Annotated in this window: 21 protein-coding genes and 4 pseudogenes; 11 read left to right on the top strand and 14 right to left on the bottom strand. The window is 39.1% G+C overall.

All coding sequences use genetic code 11. The features are described from left to right. Positions 1-174: 174 nt before the first annotated feature. Positions 175-924 (top strand): TerC family protein, encoded by a 750-nt coding sequence (locus JCM14932_RS03575; protein WP_420834770.1) that lies wholly within the window; start codon positions 175-177, stop codon positions 922-924. A gap of 33 nt (positions 925-957) precedes the next feature. On the opposite strand, the gene JCM14932_RS16940 is transcribed toward JCM14932_RS03575, so the two are convergent. The 3 genes from JCM14932_RS16940 to JCM14932_RS03565 all read right to left on the bottom strand — a co-directional run bounded on the left by JCM14932_RS16940 (position 958) and on the right by JCM14932_RS03565 (position 2,226). Next, entirely contained in the window at positions 958-1,230 is a 273-nt protein-coding gene (locus JCM14932_RS16940) for a helix-turn-helix transcriptional regulator (protein ID WP_235700512.1), read from the bottom strand. Between the two features lie 26 nt (positions 1,231-1,256). Beyond that, positions 1,257-1,796, bottom strand: a complete 540-nt coding sequence (locus JCM14932_RS16935; protein WP_235700511.1) for a hypothetical protein — start codon at positions 1,794-1,796, stop codon at positions 1,257-1,259. Positions 1,797-1,860: 64 nt separating this feature from the next. Continuing rightward, entirely contained in the window at positions 1,861-2,226 is a 366-nt protein-coding gene (locus JCM14932_RS03565; RefSeq protein ID WP_025023659.1) for a DUF488 domain-containing protein, read from the bottom strand. 78 nt (positions 2,227-2,304) lie between these two features. Here JCM14932_RS03565 and JCM14932_RS03560 point away from each other — a divergent pair, with 78 nt between their 5' ends. From JCM14932_RS03560 to JCM14932_RS03540, 5 genes are all read left to right on the top strand, one after another. Then, positions 2,305-3,507, top strand: coding sequence for a betaine/proline/choline family ABC transporter ATP-binding protein (locus tag JCM14932_RS03560; protein ID WP_034542488.1), 1,203 nt, complete (start codon positions 2,305-2,307; stop codon positions 3,505-3,507). Then, complete coding sequence (locus JCM14932_RS03555) at positions 3,504-4,139, top strand: ABC transporter permease (protein ID WP_025023657.1); 636 nt, start codon at positions 3,504-3,506, stop codon at positions 4,137-4,139. Before JCM14932_RS03560 ends, JCM14932_RS03555 begins: the two co-directional genes overlap by 4 nt. Before the next feature lie 2 nt (positions 4,140-4,141). Next, complete coding sequence (locus JCM14932_RS03550) at positions 4,142-5,068, top strand: osmoprotectant ABC transporter substrate-binding protein (protein WP_025023656.1); 927 nt, start codon at positions 4,142-4,144, stop codon at positions 5,066-5,068. A gap of 1 nt (position 5,069) precedes the next feature. Beyond that, positions 5,070-5,732 carry an ABC transporter permease gene (locus tag JCM14932_RS03545; RefSeq protein WP_025023655.1) on the top strand — a complete coding sequence of 221 codons (663 nt, stop codon included), beginning with the start codon at positions 5,070-5,072 and terminating at the stop codon, positions 5,730-5,732. Positions 5,733-5,830: 98 nt separating this feature from the next. Next, the gene (locus tag JCM14932_RS03540; protein WP_025023654.1) at positions 5,831-6,265 is read left to right on the top strand and encodes an Hsp20/alpha crystallin family protein; all 435 of its coding nucleotides are present in this window, start codon (positions 5,831-5,833) and stop codon (positions 6,263-6,265) included. A 65-nt stretch (positions 6,266-6,330) separates the two neighbouring features. On the opposite strand, the pseudogene JCM14932_RS14430 reads toward JCM14932_RS03540, so the two are convergent. From JCM14932_RS14430 to JCM14932_RS03520, 4 genes and pseudogenes are all read right to left on the bottom strand, one after another. After that, a pseudogene (locus JCM14932_RS14430) lies at positions 6,331-7,667 on the bottom strand (amino acid permease). Between the two features lie 159 nt (positions 7,668-7,826). Then, positions 7,827-9,190, bottom strand: a pseudogene (locus tag JCM14932_RS14425) (amino acid permease). 930 nt (positions 9,191-10,120) lie between these two features. Then, positions 10,121-11,113 carry a LacI family DNA-binding transcriptional regulator gene (locus JCM14932_RS03525; RefSeq protein WP_025023653.1) on the bottom strand — a complete coding sequence of 331 codons (993 nt, stop codon included), beginning with the start codon at positions 11,111-11,113 and terminating at the stop codon, positions 10,121-10,123. 826 nt (positions 11,114-11,939) lie between these two features. Continuing rightward, positions 11,940-12,539, bottom strand: coding sequence for a TetR/AcrR family transcriptional regulator (locus JCM14932_RS03520; protein ID WP_025023652.1), 600 nt, complete (start codon positions 12,537-12,539; stop codon positions 11,940-11,942). A gap of 119 nt (positions 12,540-12,658) precedes the next feature. On the opposite strand from JCM14932_RS03520, the gene JCM14932_RS03515 reads away from it, so the two are divergent. Then, on the top strand, positions 12,659-14,092 hold the full coding sequence (locus tag JCM14932_RS03515; RefSeq protein ID WP_081776095.1) for an MDR family MFS transporter: 1,434 nt from the start codon (positions 12,659-12,661) through the stop codon (positions 14,090-14,092). A gap of 10 nt (positions 14,093-14,102) precedes the next feature. Here the strand turns inward: JCM14932_RS03515 and JCM14932_RS03510 are convergent, their stop codons facing one another. Both JCM14932_RS03510 and JCM14932_RS03505 read right to left on the bottom strand, forming a co-directional pair. Further along, positions 14,103-14,810 carry a demethylmenaquinone methyltransferase gene (locus tag JCM14932_RS03510; protein ID WP_025023650.1) on the bottom strand — a complete coding sequence of 236 codons (708 nt, stop codon included), beginning with the start codon at positions 14,808-14,810 and terminating at the stop codon, positions 14,103-14,105. A gap of 14 nt (positions 14,811-14,824) precedes the next feature. After that, entirely contained in the window at positions 14,825-15,433 is a 609-nt protein-coding gene (locus JCM14932_RS03505; protein WP_025023649.1) for a histidine phosphatase family protein, read from the bottom strand. A 453-nt stretch (positions 15,434-15,886) separates the two neighbouring features. On the opposite strand from JCM14932_RS03505, the pseudogene JCM14932_RS14420 reads away from it, so the two are divergent. Further along, positions 15,887-17,169 (top strand): annotated as a pseudogene (locus tag JCM14932_RS14420) (solute carrier family 23 protein). A gap of 8 nt (positions 17,170-17,177) precedes the next feature. Here the strand turns inward: JCM14932_RS14420 and JCM14932_RS03495 are convergent. Beyond that, positions 17,178-19,070, bottom strand: a complete 1,893-nt coding sequence (locus tag JCM14932_RS03495) for a fructose-bisphosphatase class III (protein WP_034542529.1) — start codon at positions 19,068-19,070, stop codon at positions 17,178-17,180. Positions 19,071-19,209: 139 nt separating this feature from the next. Between JCM14932_RS03495 and JCM14932_RS03490 the strand changes: the two genes are divergently transcribed. Further along, entirely contained in the window at positions 19,210-20,094 is an 885-nt protein-coding gene (locus JCM14932_RS03490; RefSeq protein WP_025023647.1) for an aldo/keto reductase, read from the top strand. A 29-nt stretch (positions 20,095-20,123) separates the two neighbouring features. After that, positions 20,124-20,453: a bacteriocin immunity protein gene (locus JCM14932_RS14415; protein ID WP_025023646.1), complete on the top strand. Its 330-nt coding sequence runs from the start codon at positions 20,124-20,126 to the stop codon at positions 20,451-20,453. Between the two features lie 44 nt (positions 20,454-20,497). Here the strand turns inward: JCM14932_RS14415 and JCM14932_RS17390 are convergent, their stop codons facing one another. From JCM14932_RS17390 to JCM14932_RS03465, 4 genes are all read right to left on the bottom strand, one after another. After that, on the bottom strand, positions 20,498-20,626 hold the full coding sequence (locus JCM14932_RS17390) for a hypothetical protein (protein ID WP_268870357.1): 129 nt from the start codon (positions 20,624-20,626) through the stop codon (positions 20,498-20,500). A 23-nt stretch (positions 20,627-20,649) separates the two neighbouring features. Beyond that, a complete protein-coding gene (locus JCM14932_RS03475) occupies positions 20,650-21,279 on the bottom strand; it encodes a hypothetical protein (protein WP_025023645.1) in 630 nt (209 codons plus the stop codon). Positions 21,280-21,459: 180 nt separating this feature from the next. Continuing rightward, entirely contained in the window at positions 21,460-22,257 is a 798-nt protein-coding gene (locus JCM14932_RS03470; RefSeq protein WP_025023644.1) for a hypothetical protein, read from the bottom strand. A 137-nt stretch (positions 22,258-22,394) separates the two neighbouring features. Next, on the bottom strand, positions 22,395-23,687 hold the full coding sequence (locus JCM14932_RS03465; protein WP_025023643.1) for a nucleobase:cation symporter-2 family protein: 1,293 nt from the start codon (positions 23,685-23,687) through the stop codon (positions 22,395-22,397). 218 nt (positions 23,688-23,905) lie between these two features. On the opposite strand from JCM14932_RS03465, the pseudogene JCM14932_RS14410 reads away from it, so the two are divergent. After that, positions 23,906-25,341 (top strand): annotated as a pseudogene (locus tag JCM14932_RS14410) (C69 family dipeptidase). Positions 25,342-25,348 lie beyond the last annotated feature (7 nt).

Genomic DNA, 25,348 nt, shown 5'->3' with positions numbered 1-25,348 from the left:
TTTAGAAATCGTTTTCAAAAAAATCGTTAAATTTAATCACTTAAAACAAGTCATTTTTTGAAATATCTAGTAGAATAAAAAGTAAATAAAAATATACAAAAAGTACAAAATCCAGTATCATTTGGGAAATAAATAATTTGAGGGAGCATATTCTGATTGAATGCACTTGTGAACATGTACGGTCCATTCTTCGACCTTCATAACTGGGCAACAGTTATTGAATCTGGCGAAGACTGGTTAATAATTCTATCCTTGGTAGTTATGGAATGTATCTTGTCGGTCGACAATGCGGTGGTTCTGGCCGCCCAAACACAATCCTTGCCTAACAAAGTTGAACAAGAAAAATCATTATTCTACGGACTATTCGGAGCTTACATCTTCCGATTCTTAGTTATCGGTATCGGTGTCTACCTGATCAACTTCTGGTGGATCAAGGTCCTTGGTGCTGGCTACTTATTCTATCTATTCTTGAAGTACTTCTTCATTGATAGACGCAAAAAGGGCAAAGTCGAAGTTCCAACTAAGAAACCTGAACCCAAAGGTTGGAAGAAGCATATTCATATTTCACAATTCTGGCAGGTCGTTATCTCAATTGAGTTGATGGATATCGTCTTCTCAATCGATTCTGTCTTAGCCTCACTGGCTATCTCCAGCAATCCAGTCATCGTCTTAATCGGTGGTATGATCGGTATTCTAGCCATGCGTGGTATTGCGGAACTGATCATGGGACTGATGAATCGTATTCCTGAATTACAAGGAATGGCGTACTTCTTGATCCTATTCATCTCGATCAAGCTGTTCTTATCAATTCCCGCAATCGATATCGAAGTGCCAAACATGCTATTCGTAGCTGTACTGATCGGTGCCATTATCGTTACGCTAATAATTCATCAAATCAACAATAAGAAAAAAGGCATACACTAAAAATTCCTGGTCGATTAACTCGATCAGGAATTTTTATTTGTTGTGGCGGAACTTCGACGGTGTATAGCCAGTATACTTTTTGAAGGTTTGACTGAAGTAACTCATTCGGGTGAACCCTAGTTCATTCGAAACATCTTGAATACTCATCTCGGTATCCTTCAACAAAAACATTGCTCGTTGAACTTTTCTGGCATTCAAATAAACTGAAAAACTCAACTTGGTTTCCTTCTTAAACAGCTTACTGAAATAATAATCTGACAAATAAACTCGATTCGCAACTTGGTCCAGTGTTAATCGTTTGTCCAAATTATCATCAATGAATTCAACCGCGGTTATGATGCTCGATTAGAAGTCGATAGCCCTTTTAATTGTTGCAATGCTATGGCCTCATTGTCATCTAACTCCTCGATCATGTCATCAACGTTGACTGGTTGTTTGACCAAGAAGTCATCAATACCACGATTTTCGACCAATAAACGTGCCATGTTCTCGAACAAGTACTTCAAGAACTCAGCCTGTTTCTGCAATCTCTGCAATAACTGTAGACTCTCAGGACTAGGCTTACCTGAGACATCATGAGCAACGTACAATTTACCGACCATTTGGTTAATGGTGGAGATTCTAATCGGCACATCAGTCAACTCAATATTGTATTTGAAACGATCAGTACTTAATTGTGCAAAATTCTTAACCTTACTTAAATCAGCTAGAATACTTTTTTCTGCCGCTTCACCTAAGGCGTTCGACATCAACTTGTCATTATTATCTAACACAAAAATAACCAGATCATTTGTTCTGGCATAATTTTGTAGCACTCGTATTAAAGTTTTTTCGTTGCTGGAAAGAAGAGTTGCTAGATCGAATTCTTCCATTTTAATCCGTCCCGTCTTTTAGCTTTACTTATGTTAATTATAATACGATAGGTATATTCTTCAATTATTTATTTATTACTTTATTCAAATATTTTATGAGAACGTCAGCATTGTTGTGTTCTTCGTCTTTTGCACCGTACAAAATCAGGACATCTTGATCCTTCAACGCCGTTATAACGGTAGAAACAAACTCTTTGGTATAGTCATTATTTTCAATCTCTGCCAGATATTTCTGTTCGAATTCAGGAAACTTTTCTGGATCATGACCAAACCACTTACGTAATTCAGGTGTAGGTGAGATATCCTTGGCCCAAAGATCCAAGTTGGCACGTAATTTGGACATACCTCGTGGCCAGAGCCGATCAACTAAAATTCTATATCCGGCGGGCAATTCCTTGTTATAGATACGTTTGAGAACTATTTTTGTCATTTTATCCTCGACCTCTTTTTGAATTAATCTCTCTATAATTGTATCATAGCTATCGTTAGTCATTTTATAGGAGGATTTATGCAGTCTGCAAAAGAAATAATATCGTTTCAAAATGTAGCAAAGAACTACCGCGGCGGCAATGACGCCGTTGAAGATATCAATATTACTGTTAATAAGGGGGAATTCGTTTGCCTGATCGGAACTTCTGGCTCTGGTAAGACGACAACTATGAGAATGATCAACCGTATGATCGAACCTAGTCGCGGCAAAATCATTTTTAAGGGAAAGAATCTTAAGACATTCGACCCAGTAAGACTACGACGTACGATTGGCTACGTTATTCAGAATAATGGACTAATGCCTCACATGACCATTAAGGACAATATCACCCTAGTACCCAAGCTGCTCAAGTGGCAACAGGATAAAATGGACCGTAAGGCTAAAGAATTAATAAAATTGGCTGACTTGCCTGAAAGTTATTTAGATCGTTACCCTGCCGAATTATCCGGTGGGCAGCAACAAAGAATCGGTGTCGTTCGTGCTCTGGCCGCCGATCAAGATATCATCTTGATGGACGAACCATTCGGTGCGCTTGATCCAATTACACGTGACGACTTGCAAGAACTTGTTAAACACTTGCAAGAAGAACTTGGAAAAACCATTATCTTCGTTACGCACGATATGGATGAAGCTCTGAAACTCGCAACTCATATCGTCATCATGGACAGCGGTCACGTTATCCAAGATGATACACCTGATAATATCTTGCAACACCCTGGTAACGACTTCGTTAAGGAATTACTTGGTGAAGAACGTCTACTACAAGCTCAACAAAACACACTCTCTGTCAGTGATATCATGTCGAAGAATCCGGCTAAGATCACTCTCGGACAATCATTAGCTGAAGCAATTCGTGAAATGAGTTATCGTCACGTTGATACCTTATTAGTTACTGATGACAACAACAAACTAAAAGGTTTTATCGATCTGGAGACGATTAACGACCGTTACTCGAAGTATTCAAATGTCTCGGACATTTACCAAGCTAATCGTTTTAAAGTCAAGACAACGTCATATTTGCGTGATACGAGTGAACGTATCCTCAAGCAAGGTTACAAGTACGTACCCGTTATCGATAATGACAACAACTTGATTGGTATCGTCACTCGTGCATCCCTCGTCAACATCATCTATGATGCCATCTGGGGTAAGGAAGAGTTGGATAATCCTGATAACATCAAATTACCCGATACGATCGCAAAGGAGAGTGATAATGCATGATTTCTTTTCTGAACCAGCATGGCTCTGAATTGATAATCAAAACCTGGGAGCAGATCTACATCTCAGCTTTTGCCATTATCCTCGGCATAATTGTCGCCGTACCGCTCGGTATTCTATTAACACGCTACGACAAAACAGCCAAATACGTAATGTCGATTTCAGGGATGCTTCAAACCATTCCCTCACTAGCACTATTAGCTTTGATGATCCCAATCTTTGGTATCGGAAAAGTCCCTGCTATCGTAGCACTCTTCATTTATTCACTACTACCAATTTTGCGTAATACCTATATTGGGATGAAAAAAGTCAACGCAAACTTGATCGACGCCGCTCGTGGTCTGGGAATGACAACGATGCAGTCCATTTTTAAAGTTGAAATACCAATGTCCATGCCTATTATTATGTCTGGTATCAGGCTCTCAACTGTTTATGTTATTTCTTGGTCTACTTTGGCGTCGTACATCGGTGCCGGTGGATTAGGTGATTTCATCTTTAACGGACTGAATCTCTACAACCCTAGTCTGATCATCGGTGGTACGATCCCCGTTACTATCTTGGCGATCCTAGCCGATTACCTATTAGGAATATTTGAGAAAAAAGTTACACCAAAAACGAAACGTAGTGAGGTGTAATCATGAAAAAAATATTCAAAAAAATCATTACACTTATCTCACTAGCCACGATGCTCTTAGTCTCAAGTTGTGGCTGGCCCGGACTCAGTTCCGGCTCCAAAGATACGATTCGTGTTGCCAGTCTATCGACCACTGAATCCATGATCATGTCTGAGATCATCATGGAATTGATTTCACACGAAACTAATTATCACACTGAAATCGTCAATAACTTAGGATCTAACCAATTGGTCCATGCGGCTTTGATGCGCAATAACGCCGATATAGCAGCTGAAAACTTCACTGGTGATGAACTTATCGCCACTTTGAATCACAAGCCTATCAGCAATCGCACCAAGGCTAACCGTACTGTCAAACGACTCTACAAACAACGCTTCGACCAAACTTGGTTCCCTACTTACGGTTTCGCTAATACCTACAACATGTTAGTCACACAAGAAATGGCTAAAAAATATAACTTGCACAATATCAGTGACTTGAAGAAAATCGCTCCAAACATCAATATCGGTGCTGATAATATCTGGATCAACCGTCCTGATGATGGTTACCCAGCTTTTTCACGTGCTTACGGATTTACTTTTAAGCGTGTCTATCCAATGCAAGTTGGTTTGGTCTACTCAGCCGTTGCGGCTGGTAAAATGTCTGCCGTTCTAGGTTACTCAACCGATGGGCGAATCAAGAGTTACAACTTGAAGATATTACCTGACAACAAGCACTTCTTCCCACCATATGATACAAGCATGGTCGTCAATAACAGTCTGTTGCGCAAACATCCTGAGCTCAAACCATTACTACATCGTTTGGATGGAAAAATCTCATTATCACAAATGCAAACAATGAATTACGAAGTCGATAATAATCTCCGTGAACCGGCAGATGTCGCACAAGAATTCTTACAAAAACATAATTACTTTAGGGGTGAAAAATAATATGGCTGACCAGCCGTTATGGAGACAATTAATTTTTTATTTTACTCACAATGGAATTTATATCTTAGAACAATTTTGCCGTCACTTCTTGATCTCATTCTATGGGGTCTTGATTGCCGCAATCATCGGGATTCCTTTGGGAATCTATATCGCAAACCACTACAAACTAGGTAACTTCATCATCAGTATCGCTAACGTTATCCAGACCGTACCTTCACTGGCAATGCTATCAATTATCATGTTGGTGTTGGGATTAGGTCCTAACACGGTTATCGTGACAATATTCTTATACTCGTTACTACCTATTCTCAAGAACACTTACACCGGTATGAAAAACGTTGATCCAAATGTGATTGATTCGGCTCGTGGTATGGGAATGACTGGAATACAACTGCTCTACATGGTCAAACTGCCACTTGCAATGTCAGTTATCATGTCTGGTATTCGTACCGCCATGGTCGTTGCCATCGGTAACACTGCTATTGGTTCCTTCGTCGGTGCCGGTGGATTGGGTGACTTGATCATTCGTGGTACTAACGCAACTGATGGTGCCCCACTGATCTTAGCTGGAGCATTACCAACCGCTCTAATGGCTGTCATTACTGACTTATTGATCGGTTTACTACAGAAGTATTTCGAACCAACTAACTACATGAAAAAATAATTTTTAGCACTCGGCAATTAAGAGTGCTAAATGTTTGAACTTTCCCCCAAGCAGGTACTACAATGTATTTGTAATGAAGGAAAGGAAGTAATTGATATATGAGTAACGAAATTATGGATCGTCCAAATGACCTTATGAGAGACTGGTTTGATACAAATTGGATGAATAGCTTTCCAACATTCTTTAAGGATGCTAATACTGATACAACACTAAAGACAGACATTAAAGAATCTGACAAAGCCTATGAAGTTCATGTAGATATGCCAGCTTTTGACAAGAAGAATATTGATATTAATTATCAAAACAACACACTAACGATCAGTGGTCACCGCGACAGCTTCAATGATCATGAGGATAAGAACGGCGATATGATTATGAGTGAACGTTCAGGCGGACGCTTCGCAAGACAATATCACTTACCAGCAGTTGACGAGAACAACATCAAGGCTGACTATGTTGATGGAGTTTTGAAGATTAATTTGCCTAAGGTCGAAGATAAAAAAGACTTAGGTCATCATATTGATATCAACTAGAGCTAGAGCGTGTTAAAAACGCGTTTCAAAAAAGAGATACATTCGTTGGAATGTATCTCTTTTTTTTACACCTTTTTACGCATGTTATAAATGAATACCAAAACGATCCAGAACAGCGCCGTGAAGATCATCGCCATTCGTGTTTGCTTAATAATAACTAATAGCACCAAAATTCCAATGAAGAATGCCAAACTCAAATAGTTAGTATAGGGATACCCTGGCATCTGATAAGCACTCAGACTCTTAGTCCTGTGACGATAGACCACATGTGTCCACAATAAGACAATCCAAACTACGATGAAGTTGATCGTCGAAACGGTCGATATCAAACTGAATACGCTCGCCGGCATGAAGTAATTCATCAATACGATAACTAACAAGCTGCTCCGGAGAACATCAGGGCCCAGACCGGAACGCCGTTACGTCCGACCATGGCCATTTTCTTTGGCGCATTACCCTTGATACTCAAGCTATACAAAGTCCGACTAGTACTGAACAAACAACTGTTAGTGGCTGATAGCGCAGCTGTTAAAACTACAAAATTTAAGATTCCAGCAGCACTTTTAATCCCAATACCTGAGAAGACCTGAACAAAAGGACTGGCATCGGTCGTAATATTATTCCAGGGATAAACCGCCATGATGGCAATCATTGACCCAACATAGAACAAACCAATTCTGATCGGTACAGAGTTGATAGCCTTGGGGAGATTGATCTCGGGATTATCAGTTTCACCCGCTGTGATACCGACCATCTCGATTCCAACAAAGGCAAAGACTACCATTTGAAATGATAACAAGAATCCTGTCAATCCAGTTGGAAATAGTCCTCCGTGATTCACTAAGTTGGCAAAGCTAGCGTGGCCCCCACTGACTGGCATATGGAATATTGCCATCGCAAAACCAACTATAACTAGAACAATGATGGCAATAACCTTGATCATCGAAAAACTCGATTCCATCTCACCAAACAGCTTCACGTTCACAAAATTAATTGCGAATAGAATCACTAACACTGTCAATGCTGTTGCCCACTGTGGTACTTGTGGGAACCAATACTTCACATAAATACCAGTGGCTGTAAGATCAGCCATTGCCAAAGTTATCCAACAAAACCAATAAGCCCAGCCAGTCACGAATTCAAATCTATCGCCCAAATAAATGCGAATGAAATCCAAAAAGGAATGCTTTGATGTATCTGACAACAACAGTTCACCGATGGCTCGCATCATGAAAAAACAAAATAGTCCGGTAATCAAATACGAGAAAATGATCGATGGTCCTGACTTGTGGATCGCCTCACCAGACCCCAGGAATAGTCCTGTACCAATCGCTCCACCGATTGCAATCATCTGTATATGTCTACTTCCTAACGACCTAGAAAGAGTTTGTTCTTCACTCATAGTATCAGCTCCCTTAATTTTTTATAAAAAAAGACGCCACTAATACATTTCTGTATCAGGGACGTCGTAACGCGGTTCCACCCAAATTTCGCAGTTTCCTGCATCTCTTATGCTCGATAGCGGGAGCGAACCACTTTGCCATTGAATACTTACTGAATCTCAGCTAATTTCAGCATCTCTGTTTTTGCCTTTGTGATAAATCGACAACATGACGATCCAGAAGACGACTGTGACCATCATCGGAATTCTCGTTGTTTTAACGTATAGCAATAGAATTAATATTGCCAAGAAAAAGATCAAACTAATGTAATTGCTAAAAGGATATAACGGCATCTTGAAAATCTTGATACCATTAGGATTTTGCTTGCGGAATCTTAAGTGTGTCCAAATCAGGATCATCCAAACAATAATGAAGTTGATCGTTGAAACAGTTGAGATCAAACTGAAAACACTCGATGGCATGAAAAAGTTCAACGCTACAATGACTAACAATGCTGCCGTTGAGAAGATCAGTGCCCAAACTGGCACACCGTTTCTTCCTATTAACTTAAACTTACGAGGTGCGTTACCTTTCAGACTCAAACTATATAACGTTCGACTGGTGCTGAACAAGCAACTGTTAGTCGCCGACAATGAAGCAGTCAGGACAACGAAGTTCAATATTCCAGCGGCACCATTGATTCCAATACCAGAAAAAACTTGAACGAATGGACTGGAGCTAGTTGAAATCTTGTCCCAAGGATAGACACTCATGATGCGATCATTGAGCCAACATAGAACAAGCCGATTCGAATTGGCAAACTATTGATAGCCTTAGGTAAGTTGATCTCTGGATCAGCGGCTTCACCAGCGGTCAATCCAACCATTTCGATACCAACAAAGGCGAAAATAACCATTTGAAATGACATCAAGAACCCTTTGAATCCAGTTGGGAAAAATCCGCCTTGATTGACCAAGTTAGAAAATGTCGCCTGACCACCTTGAACCGGTGCACCGTAAATTGCCATTCCACAACCAACCGCTACTAAAGCAATGATGGCGATGATCTTGATCATCGAGAATCCAGTTTCCATCTCACCGAATAATTTGACGTTCACAAAATTCATTGAGAATAAAACTAATAGAATAACTAGCGCCGATAACCACTGTGGCACTCCTGGGAACCAATATCTGATATAAATACCGGAAGCAGTGAGGTCCGCCATAGCGACTGTGATCCAGCAGAGCCAATAGGCCCAGCCAGTTACGAATTCAAATCTGTCTCCCAAATAAATTCTGATGAAATCTAAGAATGAATGCTTGGTCGTATCAGATAATAATAATTCACCAATGGCTCGCATCATGAAGAAACAAAAGAATCCGGCAATCATATATGCCAAGATGATCGACGGCCCAGCTTCGTGAATGGCACTACCTGAACCCAAGAACAGTCCCGTACCAATCGCTCCACCAATGGCGATCATCTGAATATGTCGACCCTCAAGCGATCTCGAGAGTGTTTGTTTGTTAGTGCTACTTTCCATAATTAACTTCCAATCTAATCTGCGTTGAGAATAAAAAAGACGCCTCTAATACATTTCTGTATTAGGGACGTCTTCAACGCGGTTCCACCCAAATTTGCAATTTCTTGCATCTCTTGTGCTGATAAAGGTAAGCGACCTGTAAAAATTAAAACACCATTTTCACTGTTGACTTTCAGCCTAGATCAACATCTCTTTGAGTGAACATGTGTATAGTATAAGTGGTATAAGATTAAAATGCAACTAACAATATAAATTTTAAATTAATCTAGACCAATTCTAAAATATGAAAGTTCACACTTTTTTCATATTTTAGAATTATTTAATTCATAATCTTTAGTTATGATAGTACTTGTAGATGAGAGATATAAAAATCCCTTTTCTCACCCCCCTATAACATATATATTTAATCCCCTAAGAAAGCATCCTTCCCCAGGATGCTTTCTATTTTTTTTATTTTTTAGTATCAACCAGTAGTAGTTATCCATCAAATAAGTTATACTAATAAGCGTGGGATGAATTAGTTATCCCCAGGGAGACAACTATTGTTGTCGTATTAAAATTGGACACAGAATTTAAAATTATAAAAAAGACTTATCATCAAAAGTTGGCTATCCAAGATTCACAATATTTTCACAATTTACAAACAAATACTTCATGATAGGCCTGTATTATATAAATTGTAGATAAGAGATACAAGAAATCCCTTTTCTCATCCCCCCTATAACAATATTTAATCCCCTATACAAAAAGCCACTCTTCCCCGGAGTGGTTTTTTTGTTGTCCTTTTTTCCGCAAAAAAACAGCTCTGTACAATGTACAGAGCTGTTTCGGTGGTAAGGTGCGAAGATCTTCCAAACGCTTGCGCGCCGACCTCTTACCCTTACCTCGGTTTGGCACCATTTGTAAGTATGCCTGTTATACGATGATAAGTCAATTTAAAATTTCATCGATTTCATCTTCATAATCAGTTGGATCTTCTAACTTACCGCGACGAATAAAATTTGAGGGAATAGATTTCTTAATAACTTCGTCCTTAAATAATAAATTAAAAGCTTCTTCACCGATATCTTCCAATCGATGATCGATCGTTGAAAAATTCATTAAAAAACTAATTGGCAAATTTTCCTGTCCAATAACTTCAACATCTTCACGATGTAACTCTTGCAATTGTCTTATTGCTCCTGCAGCAATTTCATCACCATTGCTAAAAACAACTTGAAGCTTCTTGTCATAGTTCAAAAACTGAGCTGTGGCGGTTATCCCATCAAACATTGTTCGTGACTCTCTAAACAATAATTGATCATCGATTTCTTTACCAAAAACTTCTTTATATGCCTTTGTCGTCAGCAAGGCACTTTGACTAGTATTTTCACTCCGACTTATCGTCATTCCAATATGTGTATATCCACTATCTTTTAATAGTTGTAACGCTTGGACAAACGATGCTTTACGATCGGTAAAAGCACTAGAAATAGGATAATCAAACGTATTTTCACAACAAGTTATTGGTCCAAACTTTTGGTATTCGACAATTTTGTCGAACGAAATCGAACGAGAAGTAAAAATTAAACCATCAAATGCATGATGCTTGAGCATATCCAAGAAATATATTTCCTGATCCTGATTATAATTCGATTGCAAAAGAGTTGCCTGATAATTATGCGCAAAAGCTGCACTGATGATTGAATCAGCCAATTTCTGGAAATATGGATGATTAACATATGGCAAAACTATTCCGACACGATAAGTTTTGCCAAGGCTGAGTGCACGTGCCATATCATTTCGATGATAATTCAAACTCTCCATTGCATCTTCAATATCCTGCTTAGTTTTTGAGGATACATAGCCCTGATTATTGATGACCCGAGAAACTGTTGAAATGGAATGTCCCGATATTTTAGCCACATCACGAATATTTGACATAATTTACCACCTTTCTTCACCACTCCTAATATAACTTATAGAACCGGTTCTATATCAACAATTCCATCAATTATCTATTTTCACAAAAAATTATTAAATTTATTGATATTGTTAGCTTACGTTATTGATATTTTTTAATTTATATCAAGTTAAAAGACAATTTTTGAAAAAGTTCACACTTTCTTCACATTTAGAAAACAAATGATTCACACTTACCCTGTATATTAGTACTTGTAGATGAGAGACATAAGCCTCTTACCTCATCCCCCCTATAACATATATTTAATCCCCTAAAAAACACTTAAGAAGTATCCCTCCCCAGGATACTTCTTTTATTTTGCTCTTTTTTATGTGTTTATTGCTTCCGATTGTCAGTGACTACACCTGCTGTGGGACCAGTCCCAGCCTGAGAAACGGTCTGGGACTTCGACTTTAAGCTTTGCTTCGCAAATCTTAAAGCTCGTCCGTTTTGTAAGGTCGGATAATTCATCGACTTAACAAAACCTTCACAGCTGGTTACGTCACTGACAATCTCCATATACAAAACTATCAAAATTTTACTCATCATTCAGAAACAATGAATAACTAGCTGGAAAGACAAGAAAATTAGGTGGCTGTGCAGGTGGCGTTAGTGCTTTAGCACTTACACCACGGGACGAATTTTGAAATTTGAATGGTCTTATCAAAGTTCAAAATCGAGGATTGAGACCGCTCCTCAGGCTCAATCCGGTCCCCACAGCGACCTAAGTTTCTTGCTCTAGGAAGCGGCATATTTAAATTCAAACAAAAAAACTGTTGTTAGACGTATGAAACGCCTGAGCAACAGTTATTTTTTTGCAGTAAAAACGGGTACCAATATATCATCAACTATTTGCGCAATAACTTCCCTAGTAACAGCTTCTTGATCAACCACTTCGTTAATAAAAAGTACACTTGGTAAATGTAAAACTCGCAATGGCAATTCAGCGACAGTCAACTCACCGCGTTTTTCAGCTTGCTTCAAAATTTGTTCCACAGCTGTTTGCAGTTTGTTTTCGGAATTTGATGCTGAAAAAAGTTTTCCCATCGGAATTGACTTCAATCTGTCCGTCACTAACCCTTTTAGTTTTTCTGCACCAAACATATCAAAGATTTTAATTAATTGATTAAAAAATTCAATTAGATCCTGTCGCAAATTACCAGTATCTGGTATCGTCACATCTAGCTTTGGACCGAACTTAAGAATCGCTGTAGCAGCAAGGCTGGACTTTTCAGACCAGCGACGATACAAAACTGGCTTGGCGGCATTAGCTCTTTTGGCAACTTCAGCCATTGTGAAGTCCTGATAGCCAACTTCTTGTAATAATTCCCAGGCACTAGACAATACGGCATTCTCTAAATCAGCGCCACGACGGCGCTTTGGGTGATCTGCTTCTAATTTTGGCAAATTATTTCACTCCCTCACTTGCATTTTAAGATACTAGGGTATACTATTCTTTTTATCAAAGAAATAAGAAACTATAGTATCCTATTCTAATTTTTGACTAAATCGAAGAGGTGTTTAAAATGCAATCTCAAAATATCAAATCTAATACTCAAGCAACACCTACTGACCAATCTTCAGTAGTGAAGGTCGCAATCATTCTCATTATTGGTGCCATCGCACCTATGCTTGATACGACCATGACTAATGTTGCCATCAATACTATCATGAAAGAACTCCACAGTTCCGTCAATATGGTTCAATGGGTAACAACTAGTTATATTTTATCACTTGGAATCATGGTACCTATCGCTGGTTGGGCGGTCGATCATTTCAGCGGTAAAAAAATCTATATGACTGCTCTGACTGTCTTCCTTATCGGTTCAATTGTTTCAGGCATCGCTACTGGTATTAACTCCTTAATAATCGGTAGAATAATTCAGGGCGCCGGTGCCGGCATCATTATGTCCATAATAACCACACTAGTTGTACGTGCGACTGGTCCTAATGGACTTGGTAGTATCATGGCAATCGTTGGTCTCCCCGCTGTGCTTGCTCCTGTTCTAGGACCTACCTTTGGTGGATTCATCATCAAGGCACTCAATTGGCACTGGATTTTCTATGTGAATATCCCCGTTGCTCTAGGATCACTGGCCCTATTATATTTTATGATGCCAGAATTCAAACCAACTGTCGCTAAAAAACCTTTTGACTGGATAAGTTTGATCCTTCTAGGAGGTACTTTTACCACATTGATCTTAGGAATTACCAAACTAAGCACCAGTGGTAAGTTTACTAACACTGATGTATTCGTACCGATTTTAATAGGTATTGGTCTATTGATCGGCTACATTATCTATGCCTTAGTTTTCCCAAACAAAGCTCTGGTCAGTCTAAAACTATTTAAGTTTTCCAACTTTTCGGCTGCCAATGTACTTCTATTAATGTCCGGGCTAACTGTTAATGGAGCAATGTTCATCCTTCCGCTGTATCTCCAAAACATTCGTGGCTTAAGTGTCGCAATGTCTGGTGTTTACCTAATTGCCCAAGGCCTCGGATTACTAGTATCTCGTAGTCAGATCGGTAAATTGACCGATCGAATCGGTGCCCGTTGGGTCGTACTGGCATCAATCGCTATCGCCGTTATCGGAACTCTTCCATTCGCCTTCTTTAACGCGAACACCGCAACTTGGATCATTCTATTGACGCTATTCGTTCGTGGAATCGCCCAAGGTGGTATGACCATGCCGATCATGGCAGACTCATACACTGGCGTGCCCACTGAACTAATTTCTGAGGCAACCACTGCATCACGAATGTTACAAAATATCGGTGGAGCCTTTGGTACAGCTTTACTAGCAACTTGGATTCAGACTCAGTTGAATGGTGAAGTCATGACACCTGCACACTTGAATTCAGCTTATCAGGGAGCATTCGTCTTGACTGTGATTGTTACCGTATTGGCGGTCATTCCCGCCTGGTTCTTGAGTCATCACATGAATGTAAACAAAAAGTAGGACTAGCGTCCTACTTTTTTTCGCCAAAATGAATCGCAGCTGCCTTAAACATTAGATCTTTGACCTTAACATTTTCGAATCCAGCTTGATGATACATTTCAACTAATTGTGAAATACTGACGAACTTATTAACCGAGTCGTCTAAGTATTGATATTCATCTTTTTTTGAAGCAAGCAACTTACCCATCATTGGCATCAACTTATTGAAGTATACTTGCCAACCCAAGCGAATCACCGGCGTTTCAACCTTGTAAGCTTCCAAACAAACTATCTGACCACCTGGTTTGAGAACTCGATGGATTTCTCTCAAAACCGCATTAGCGTCAGGAACATTACGTAATCCGAATCCAATTGTGACAACATCAAAACTATTGTCCAGAAAAGTAAGATTCATCGCATCCCCAGCTAGTAGCTCGACATTTGCCAAACCAGATTGTCCAACCTTGCTCTGTCCAATTTTTAACATCTCTTGGCTAAAGTCCATACCAGAAACTCTTGTCAATGGAAATTTCTTACCTAATAAAATCGTCCAATCCGCCGTTCCACAACATAGATCCAGAATACGTTTAGGATGATTACTGATCATATCTGTCGCTTTGACACGCCACTTACTGTGTGTCCCTAGACTCATAATAGAATTCATCTTGTCATAATCATTCGCAATCGTATTAAAAGTATTTCTGACATCTTTTTCTGGAACCTTATTAGTTAAAGCCAAAATTACACCTCAATTTAATCTATATCGTTCTTTCTTCCATAATAATTCAAATACTTGTGCCCAGATGCCGAAAGAGTGTACTTGGATACCCCTGCATTATCTGGTTGGATAATGGCTGAAATATCTTCAGCACCAGTAACAACTTTTAAGAATGAACGACTCACGAAACCGTGGCAAACGACCATGATCTTCTCGTCACCCTTCTTAGCCATATCATCCATGAAATCTTCAACACGCTTGTAAACATCAGCGTATTCTTCACCATCTTTGGCATATTTAGTATAATTAGGAAGCAAATAATTATTTTCATCAAATACTTCTGGATATTTAACCTTTAATTCAGCTTCAGACAAGCCATCCCAGCTACCATAGTCAGCTTCATAAAGTCTCTTATCAAGTTTTACTTCATGAATTCCTTGGTTCAAGATTTCAGCAGTTTGCACAGCACGCTTCATCGGACTTGAATAGACCTCATCAAACATGTGAACATCGATGTGCTTTTCCAGTTCTTCAACCTGCTTAACTCCGTTGTCATTTAAGGGTTTATCAGTCGACATACCGTTGATACGGTTCTCATAATTAGTATCTGTTTCTCCGTGTCTTACAATGTACAATTCAACCATAGTATAAAAATTCTCTCCTCTTGTCAGCGCTTTACATTCATACACCTAAGTATTTCATTATTGACAATGCATTTCAACTCTATTATGATTAAGAAAATCAAATAGTCCTTTAACATTGGTCCCGTGAGGCTAAAAAGGTACACGTTAAGTCTTTTATTTCGTACAAACACGGGATAGAGGACTATTTTTTGCAGAGAGCGGAGAAAGACGGGAGATTTTGAGCACTGCCTAAGATAACGAAGGTGCCAACGCAGTTGGTGCATTTGTTATCTGTAGCAGGCGCAGGAATCTGTCTTTCGGAGCTCGTTTTCGAAAACGAGTTGCGGCAAGCAAACCTCTGCGCTTACTACGACTAGTGACTTCACCACTACGTGGCAAATTCACTAGTCTAGGTAATGCTCAAGGTTTTAACGCTTGCCTCCACTCTCTAATACAAAATGGGGGAAGAGTATCATGGATGCAAACGACAAATCGTATCGAAATCCGGAAGCGGTGATCGACTTATACGAAAGGCCACCTTTGGGTAGCTGGTGGCTCTTATCATTACAGCACTTATTCTCAATGTTTGGAGCAACTGTTCTTGTACCGTTACTAATTGGGCTGGATCCTGGTATTGCGTTATTCAGTTCCGGTATTGGTACCATCCTACATATTTTGATCACCAAAGGTAGAATCCCTGCCTACATGAGTTCCAGTTTTTCTTTCATTGTTCCTAGTGTCGCCTTAATGAAGACTGCTGGTTACGCCGGAGTTGCTCAAGGTACTATCGCTGTTGGTTTGGTTTATCTGATTGTCGCTTCAATCGTTGCGATTGCCGGATCAGATTGGATCGACAAGGCCTTACCACCTATCGTAGTTGGACCGATCATCATCGTTATTGGACTTTCAGTTGCCGGATCAGCCGCTGACAACGCCATGATGAACAATGGTCATTACGATCTGAAATTCTTTATCATTTCAATGATCACATTATTCTTAACCGTCTTATTCAATATGTACTTCAAAGGTTTCTGGAGTAATATTGCTATCCTTCTCGGTATCGTCTGCGGATATGCGATCTCTGTCGCCTTTGGTATCGTGGACTTCTCTAAGGTTGCTTCAACGCCTTGGTTACAATTGCCTCAATTCGAATTTCCATTTATCAGTTACACACCTAAGAAAATTTATTGGGATGCCATCTTGAGTTTTGCCCCGATTGCCTTCGTTACAATGGCTGAGCATTTGGTCATATCATGGTTCTTGACGAATTGACTCACAGAAACTTCTTCAAGAATCCTGGACTACACAGAACCCTTGCCGGTGATGGTACAGCCTCAATCTTCGCCGGTTTAGTCGGTGGTCCACCAATTACATCATATGGTGAAAACATCGGTGTTATGGCCGTCAACAAGATCTTCAGTGTGTACGTTATCGTTGGTGCTGCTGTCTTCGCCGCCTTATTCGGTTTCGTTGGTAAGTTGAGCGCCTTGATTCAAACTATCCCTGGACCAGTTATCGGTGGTATCAGTTTTGTACTATTCGGTGTTATCGCCTCAAGTGGTTTGAGAATCTTAGTTGATAACAAAGTTGACTTCAATAAAAAACACAATCTTATGATTGCGTCAGTAATTCTAGTTATCGGTATTGGTAATGCCTACTTGAAAATCGGTTCATTCCAATTCACCGGTATCGGTGTTGCGACGATCGTAGGTATCGTTTTGAACTTGATCTTACCTAAGAAAGCTTTATCAGAATAAAATAAAACTTAATGTTTCAAACGAGCAGATAGAACCTCTATCTGCTTTTTTATTTGCGCACCGATATCAGTGTCGGCAACTGTCTTGCGCTTAACCGATTGTTCAATGACACGTTTGGTCGAAACAACGTCGGTCATATCTTCGATAGCTCGCTTACGAGTGGTAAATGGCTCGTGTGTCACTAACTGTAATCCATATGAATTGGACAGCAATGTATAGCCGCCGATACCAGTCGTCTTGTGATATGGCTTAGACATACCACCATCGATCACAAAAATCTTGCCATTAGCCATGATCGGTGTGTGTCCAATTTTAACTGGAGTATGTCCATTGATAATGTGACCTTGCTCTGTATCCAAATCAAATTCTTGGAGTAATTTATCAGCAAACCACTCCTCCTTACGAAGTGAATAGTAAGGATTCTTCTTCTCATGCTGCAATTCCTTATTGTCGACAAAGTAACGCTCAAAGGTCGTCATAGCTTCCTTACCAAATAATGGTGATAACTTGCCAGTCCAGAGATACCAGAGAATATCAGAATTGAAGCATTCTTCAGTCTGTGGTTTTTGGAAGGCATTCTTCAAAGTTACTTCAAAGAAATCAAACAGGCTCTTACCCGAATAACTCTTATCACCTAACTTGAGACTCAACATTTCACCATTTTCATCGACTGGAACACAGCCATGAAGTAATAGATTACCGTTATAACGCAGGTACATGGAGCCATTATTCAACATATATCCCATGTGGTAACGAAGCTTTGGCGAAGCGATGAATTGTTGGATCAAGTTGTCCAGGATTTTTTGTTCTTTATTAGTCAGTTTGTAAGGATCATCGGAATCGACCAGTTGGAAACAGCCATCAGTGATGTCGTATTCCCTGCCATCGATCTTAACGTGCTTCTTGTCACTACTTAACTTACCCAATAACATCCGTGATTCCATTTCAAAATCCGGATTACGTTTAATCGCTGATCCTTCAAGTTTGAACTGCATGATGGCCATCGCCTGTTGAACACAATTGTTGCGTTTTTCCAATTTAGAGGATATCTTAGTCCCGGTATCAGATTTAGGTTTGAAGGAATCTAGTGGCTGATAATTCTTCAAAGCAAATTTTTCGAGCTCTTCAAAATCAATTCCGTATGAGTCACTCAAAATATCCAAGTTATCATACCGAGCACTGATTCTAACTAAGTTAGCCATACATAACTTAGAACCGGCAGCACTACCGATCCATAGAATATCGTGGTTGCCCCATTGAAAATCAAGACTGCCCCAGCGTTTCATCAAATGTTCGATGATAAAGTCAGGATGTGGTCCACGGTCATAGACATCCCCAATAATGTGTAAATGATCAACAACCAAACGTTGGATTGTATGACAAGTTGAGATGATGAAGGCATCTGCCATATCTAAGCTGATAATATTATCCATTACCTCACGGTAATATTGATGCTTAGTGGCGTCAGTCGTATCCGCATATAACAGCTCTTCTGTAATGTAGACAAAGTCTGGTTTGATAGCCTTTCTGACTTTTGAACGTGTGTATTTATTGGCAGTATAACGCAGCATTTCAATCAAATTATTAAAAGTTGTCATGTACCACTGACATAATTCTGGCTGGGTTTTGATATTTTTCTTAGTTTGTTTCAATATTTCTGAAGGATAGTAGATCAAGAAGGCTAATTTTTTTTGGCTTTCTTCGGTCAGACGACCGGTAAATAATTCACCGATCTTTTGCTTAGTATTACCTGAGCCATTGCGAAGAATGTGTGCGAACTCGTCATATTCGCCGTGAATATCACTGATGAACGCCTCGGTTCCTTTGGGCAAGTTGAGAATTGCCGACAAATTAATGATCTCTGATTTTATTTCATTAGTACTTGTGAATGTTTTTTGCATATTACGGACTATACCTTTCATTTATGAAATAGCTACCATTGTTGGTAAATGTAGACATCTCGAACTATACCAAATAACAACCCTTTTTACAAGAATCACAAAATCTTTTGCGTTAAAATACTTATATGGAGGTTTTTATATGACTTTAAAATTAGATTCCACAGTAACACTCAATAATGGTGTTGAAATGCCCCAATTAGGATTAGGCGTTTGGAAAGTAAACAACACTGGTGCTTCTCAATCCGTTCAATGGGCAATCAAACATGGCTACAAGGCCATCGACACTGCCAAGCAATACGGTAATGAAAAAGGTGTTGGTGAAGGACTCCAAAAGGCTCTCGCTGACAATAATTTAAAACGTGAAGATATTTTCTTAACTACTAAAGTTTTTAATGGCGATCAAGGTTATGAATCAACTCTCGAAAACTTCGAAGGACAACTCAAACGTCTACAAACTAGTTATGTTGACCTTCTGTTGATCCACTGGCCAGTTAGCGGCAAGTATCTCGACACATGGCGCGCACTTGAAAAAATATATCGTGACGGCAAGGCTCGTGCGATTGGAGTATCTAACTTCGATATCGCCAAGATGAAAGATATCATCTTACATGCATCGATCAAGCCATCCGTTAACCAAATGGAATTTCATCCGCTTTGCCAAGAAGAAGATATCAAGAACTTCTGTGACAAGCACAATATCTATCTCGAAGCCTGGTCTCCACTTGGCGGCGGTGCTGTACTTGGTGACAGTCGTTTGAAAGCTATCGCTGACAAATATCATAAGTCTGTTGCTCAAGTTATCTTACGTTGGGACTTGCAACGTGGTATCATCACGATTCCTAAGTCAGTCCACGAAGCACGTATTATTCAAAATACTGATGTCTATGACTTTGAACTAAGTGACGAAGACGTTGAAAGAATCAATAGCCTTGATACTGACAAACGCAGCCTTTGGTACGGCGACTTCTTCTGGAACGGTAATCCTGATGGATTTACTGATTCCGTCGATGTTTGGGACGACTAGACCTTATATTAAAAATGGAGATGACCATTTTGACTAATAAATCCGATGAATTATTTAAGAGTCTAAGTAAGGCTTATAGCAATACTGAAATAAAAAGCAATCCTATTTTTAAAAAGATCATCGAAGAAAATGCCGCAAAGCTTGAAGCTGACGACAGCAATGAAAACTATTTGAAAGTCATCTTAAGGCTTTCGAATGCAATTTCTCAATATTATCTAGAACATCACGAAATGCCTCCAGAAATGATGACAGTTTATAATCAAATTAAAGCTGACGTTCCTGAAGACAAAGCACGGATTGAGCAGATTCGTAAGAACGGGCAAGCATCGAGTCTCGCTGGCATGGGATTGGTGCTTTAATAAAGCAAAATCCTCTGAATTTACAATTAAATTCAGAGGATTTTTTATTTTTCTCTAATCTTATCCAAGTTAAGCGTCTTTTCATTGTGATGACGATTCAAAACTCCTTCAGCGAAAATAATTGATTCTTCATTATCAATCAACATTCCTGACAAATATGAACTTTGAATCAAATCGGTAAACTTCTCAGTTCCAGCTACAATACCGACGTTAGCCAGATATCCGTATCCATTAGGTCATTGCCAACAACGGCCAACTCTTGAATCGCATCCATTTGGTCTTTTTCCAGATACTTAGTCCGACTATCGATTTTTGCCGTTGAAATCGAACCGTAACGCATGTTGTAATCTTTCAAAACTGTTTGAATCTTCCATTCAAAGTCGGTTGAGGGACGAACAGCAAACTTGGCGTTCCCTCTGCCTTCCAGTGAAATTCCAATGACATTGTCATTTTCAAATAGCGGAATCAGATATTTGTTAAAGGACTGTTCGATCGCCCAACTTTTGATCAACTTGGTTGGCGCACCGTTGAAATAAACTTCAAATGATCCATTGGACAATTCTCCAACAACGACTGTCTTCGAATAAAATGACTTAAAAGCATCAGAATTCAACAATGGTTGCTTATCTCCTCGTTGAAATCTCGAAACTAATGAATTATCTCTAAAGGGTGAATATTGAATGTCGATCTGTTCCAAATACCGATTCATTTTTTCGTAAGTGCCGATCATGATATCTTCATTCTTGTCATCTTTGTGGTCGAACGCCAAACGAATTATAAACGGAATATTCATGGCATTAATGGTTTTGGTTAAAAATTCGGTCATAGGCGATTACTCCTTATCATATTTTGTTATTTTAAGTTTTTGAATTTTTATTTTAGTTGTGGTGTTCTTTTTAACTCCACAACTCTATTGTAAAAGGATTATGTGAACAAAATATGACGGAACTTAGAAAATTAATAATCTGATTACAAATAAAATCTCCCAAGGTTTCTTGAGAGATTTTCATTTTAAAAATATTTTTTTATTTGTACTGACTGACCCATCGCGAAAATTCACGATCCCGAGTTTTTTATCAATAAACATTCCTGTCAAATCTGACCTGACGATCATTTCAGGGAATAATTCTGTCCCTGCAGAGATTCCAGCATTCGCCCAGACGACCGAGTCGATTAAATCATCACTAAGAATCGTTACCTGTTCCATCTGACTATCACGGCTTCGAGGAACTCTTTCAAAGTTGAGATTATTTACAGTTGCGATTGCACCATTTTGTAAATAATAACTACTCAAATTATCATCCGTATTAGGCTTGTTGATATTTATGCTCCAACGATAATCAGAATCTCGCCGAGTCGCTAATTTGATATCCTCACCGCTCTTGAATGAAACACCTTCAATACCAGTTGTACTCAGTAGCGGCTTAAGATAATTATTAAATAAACGTTCCATCGCCCAACCCTTAATAATTCCAGTAGGGTCGTATTTACCGTTGAAATAAGCACTATAATAATGCTGCGTCATTTGTTCAGCAATGATCGTCTTGTCGTAGACTAATTGGAAGGGCTCAGAATTGATCAGTGGATCTTGATCACCTTTTTGAAACTTTGAAACCAACGAATCTTTCTTCTCAATCGAAAAATCATCATCGATTTCATGTAACTCGATTTCAATATGATGTTTAGCTTCATCAAACACCTGCTGAACCGCTTCGGTTGGATCGGTGGTTGCCAGAACAATGTTGAAATCAGTATTCATTTGTTTAATTGTTGAAGTTAGATAGTAATATTTTATTTCTGCCATATAAGTTTTCCTTTGTAGTTTTATATATTATTTATATTTATTCTTCTATTTAAGGAAATTATATCGGCCGAATGTGAACAATTTATGATGCAACTTTGGTCTAAATAAGAAAATTTGGCGAATAAAAAAAGAGACCCTTAGGCCTCTTTTGTACGTGGGTTTAACACAATATTTAAGATAATGGCTGAGAAACTACCAACAACTAATCCGTTGTTCAAAATAGTTTGTAAAGTTGATGGCAAGAAGTGCAATAAGGTTGGTTGAACGGTAACACCGAGTCCCAAACCAATAGCAACTGCCATGATCAACATGTTTTCATTGTTCATTTCAACTTTTGAAAGCATCTTAACTCCAGATGCTCCTACGGTACCGAACATAATCAACATTGCTCCACCCAAGACAGATGTTGGAATTAAAGTGGCAATTGCTCCCACCTTAGGAATCAATCCTAACAAGATAAGAAGAAAGGCTGAGAAATAAACTGGCTTATTCTTCTTGATACCTGACAACTGAACGATCGCAACGTTTTGTGAGAAAGTCGAATATGGGAATGTATTGAAGATTCCACCAAGAATAGCCGCAATTCCTTCTGATGCATAACCATGTTGCAAGTCTTTTTCATTCAAGTCACGTTCAGTGATCTCAGCTAGAGCATAATAAACACCAGTTGATTCGATCATACATGTCAATGAAGCCAACAGCATGATCAAGATCGATGACCATTCAAACTTAGGCGTTGCAAAGTAAAATGGAATTGGTAATTGGAACCAATGTGCGTTATGAACACTTGAGAATCCAATAGTTCCCATCGCAATTGCCGCAACCGAACCGACAACGATACCGATCAAAACCGCAATTTGCTTAACAAATCCTCGTCCCCAAATACTAATGATCAAAATAATAAGTGCTGTAGAAAATCCTAAAATCAAATCAGTTGGATCACCAAAGTTCTTAGCAGTAGCGTCGCCACCACCAATGTTTTGGAAAGCAACTGGGATCAAAGTGAAACCGATCAAAGTGATCAAAGAACCTGTGACAACTGGTGGGAAAAATCTCTTTAGTTTAGCAAACATTTTAGAGATCAATAAGATAAAAATACCAGCAGCGATAATTCCACCATACATATAGGCGATCCCGAAATGATGTCCAATGTTTTGTAACGGTGTTACATACTCAACGGCTGATCCCAAGACAACTGGCAATCCAATACCAGTCAATGGTGTACGCTTGATTTGAAGTAAGGTAGCGACCCCACACATAAAAATATCCACTGAAATCAAATACGTCATTTGAGTAGAACTAAATCCTAATGCTGCGCCAATCAAAATTGGGATCAAAATATCCCCAGAATACATGGCTAGCAAATGTTGAAAACCGAGTAGCAGATTCTTCAAGAACGAATCTTCAGTTTTGAGTGTTTTTAAATCCATTCTGCACCTTCCCCAATAAATTAATGAAAATCATTTATCATAAACGAACTATATATGTAACTATCAGTGATATAGTTCGTAATTAGATATAACTTTGGTTACTTAACATTAAAAATTATATCACTAATTCGGAATTAAATGGAATAACTATGTAAATGATAACCGTTTTCAAATATGATAAAATATAAATCAGTATTAAATAGGAGGATTTCATAATAATGAAGAAAAATCATTTGGATGACGCTTGTACAACTATCTTGGTTGGTAAGAACGCCAGTTTAGATGGATCAACTATGATTGCTAGAAATGACGACACATTTTTTGCAGTCGCACCACATAGCTTCGTATTAAACCCAGCTGTTGAGGCGAAAAAGGCCGTAAAGTTAAATCATGGCTTAACGGATTTGAAGGAGAAGTTCCTGAAAATGGCTACAAATGGCCTGCTGTTCCTAACGTAGACTACAAACAATTCGGTTACTACGATGAGAGTGGTATCAATGGTGCTAACGTTGCTATGTCAGCGACTGAAAGTACTTATGGTAACGAACGTGCCTTGGCCTTTGATCCACTTGTTAAAGATGGTATGGACGAAGATGTTATCGTACGTATGGTCCTACCTTATGTCGATTCAGCTAAAGGTGCCGTTCAACGCACTGGTGAATTGATCGCCAAATACGGTTCACCTGCTGGTAACTCTGTTCTATTCAGTGACAGCGATGATGTTTGGTACATGGAAATCGTTTCTGGTCATCACTGGGTAGCTCAACGTATCCCTGATGACAGTTACGCTGTATGTGCTAACCGTGTCTCGATCCAACAAGTTGACTTCAATGACCCTTCACAATTCATGTGGTCAGATGGCATTCAAGAATTCGTTGAATCAAATCACTTGAACACAGACAAGACTGGTTTCAATTTCCGTCACATCTTCGGTACAGATAATATGAAAGATCGCCACTACAACACACCACGTGTTTGGTTCGGTCAAAAATTCTTCAACCCTGAAATCGAACAAGATCCAGAAGACGGTGAATTGCCATTCATCATGAAGACAGATCACAAGATCTCAGTTGACGATATCGAATATGTTCTTGGTTCACACTACAACGAGACACCATACGATCCATTCAGTCCTGACGCTTCAGATGCTGACAAGTATCGTTACCGTCCAATTGGTTTGAACAGAACTCAAAACTCACATGTGCTACAAATCAGAAACGACGTTCCTGAAGAATTCGCAGCTATCATGTGGTTATGTATCGGTTTCCCAACATACACACCATACATTCCTTTCTACACAAACATGAACGAAACAGATGCCAGTTACAACGACGCATCACTAGAGTTCAACTTCAAGGATGCTTACTGGATGTATAACGCCTTGTCAGTTCTTGTAGAATCACATTACACAGACTTCATTCAAGACGATATCGACTTCCTAACAGAAGTCCGACAAGACTTGCGTATGAGTGTTGCTGAAACTGACAAATTGGCTAAGAACTACACTGGTGAAGAACTAGTTGAATTCTTAACTACTAGAAACCAAAAAGTTGTTAAAGAAATGGCCGACAAGACTCACAAGCTATTCGGACAACTTTATACAAAGGGTATCAATCTTTCAAAACTTACATTTAATATGGACAAGAACCTTTAATCGTTCA

The organism is Companilactobacillus nodensis DSM 19682 = JCM 14932 = NBRC 107160 (assembly GCF_000615905.1).
Taxonomy (GTDB): Bacteria; Bacillota; Bacilli; order Lactobacillales; family Lactobacillaceae; genus Companilactobacillus; species Companilactobacillus nodensis.
This window is presented reverse-complemented; position numbering and strand designations above follow the sequence as displayed.

Excerpts from the sequence above, each read along its gene's own strand:
- JCM14932_RS03550 (WP_025023656.1), top strand. The coding sequence starts at position 4,142 with ATGAAAAAAATATTCAAAAAAATCATTACACTTATCTCACTAGCCACG.
- JCM14932_RS03505 (WP_025023649.1), bottom strand. The coding sequence starts at position 15,433 with ATGGTTGAATTGTACATTGTAAGACACGGAGAAACAGATACTAATTAT.
- JCM14932_RS03470 (WP_025023644.1), bottom strand. The coding sequence starts at position 22,257 with ATGGCAGAAATAAAATATTACTATCTAACTTCAACAATTAAACAAATG.
- JCM14932_RS03490 (WP_025023647.1), top strand. The coding sequence starts at position 19,210 with ATGACTTTAAAATTAGATTCCACAGTAACACTCAATAATGGTGTTGAA.
- JCM14932_RS03565 (WP_025023659.1), bottom strand. The coding sequence starts at position 2,226 with ATGACAAAAATAGTTCTCAAACGTATCTATAACAAGGAATTGCCCGCC.
- JCM14932_RS03515 (WP_081776095.1), top strand. The coding sequence starts at position 12,659 with ATGCAATCTCAAAATATCAAATCTAATACTCAAGCAACACCTACTGAC.
- JCM14932_RS03575 (WP_420834770.1), top strand. The coding sequence starts at position 175 with ATGTACGGTCCATTCTTCGACCTTCATAACTGGGCAACAGTTATTGAA.
- JCM14932_RS03540 (WP_025023654.1), top strand. The coding sequence starts at position 5,831 with ATGAGTAACGAAATTATGGATCGTCCAAATGACCTTATGAGAGACTGG.
- JCM14932_RS03475 (WP_025023645.1), bottom strand. The coding sequence starts at position 21,279 with ATGACCGAATTTTTAACCAAAACCATTAATGCCATGAATATTCCGTTT.
- JCM14932_RS03495 (WP_034542529.1), bottom strand. The coding sequence starts at position 19,070 with ATGCAAAAAACATTCACAAGTACTAATGAAATAAAATCAGAGATCATT.
- JCM14932_RS03545 (WP_025023655.1), top strand. The coding sequence starts at position 5,070 with ATGGCTGACCAGCCGTTATGGAGACAATTAATTTTTTATTTTACTCAC.
- JCM14932_RS03555 (WP_025023657.1), top strand. The coding sequence starts at position 3,504 with ATGATTTCTTTTCTGAACCAGCATGGCTCTGAATTGATAATCAAAACC.
- JCM14932_RS03525 (WP_025023653.1), bottom strand. The coding sequence starts at position 11,113 with ATGTCAAATATTCGTGATGTGGCTAAAATATCGGGACATTCCATTTCA.
- JCM14932_RS16935 (WP_235700511.1), bottom strand. The coding sequence starts at position 1,796 with ATGGAAGAATTCGATCTAGCAACTCTTCTTTCCAGCAACGAAAAAACT.
- JCM14932_RS03560 (WP_034542488.1), top strand. The coding sequence starts at position 2,305 with ATGCAGTCTGCAAAAGAAATAATATCGTTTCAAAATGTAGCAAAGAAC.
- JCM14932_RS03465 (WP_025023643.1), bottom strand. The coding sequence starts at position 23,687 with ATGGATTTAAAAACACTCAAAACTGAAGATTCGTTCTTGAAGAATCTG.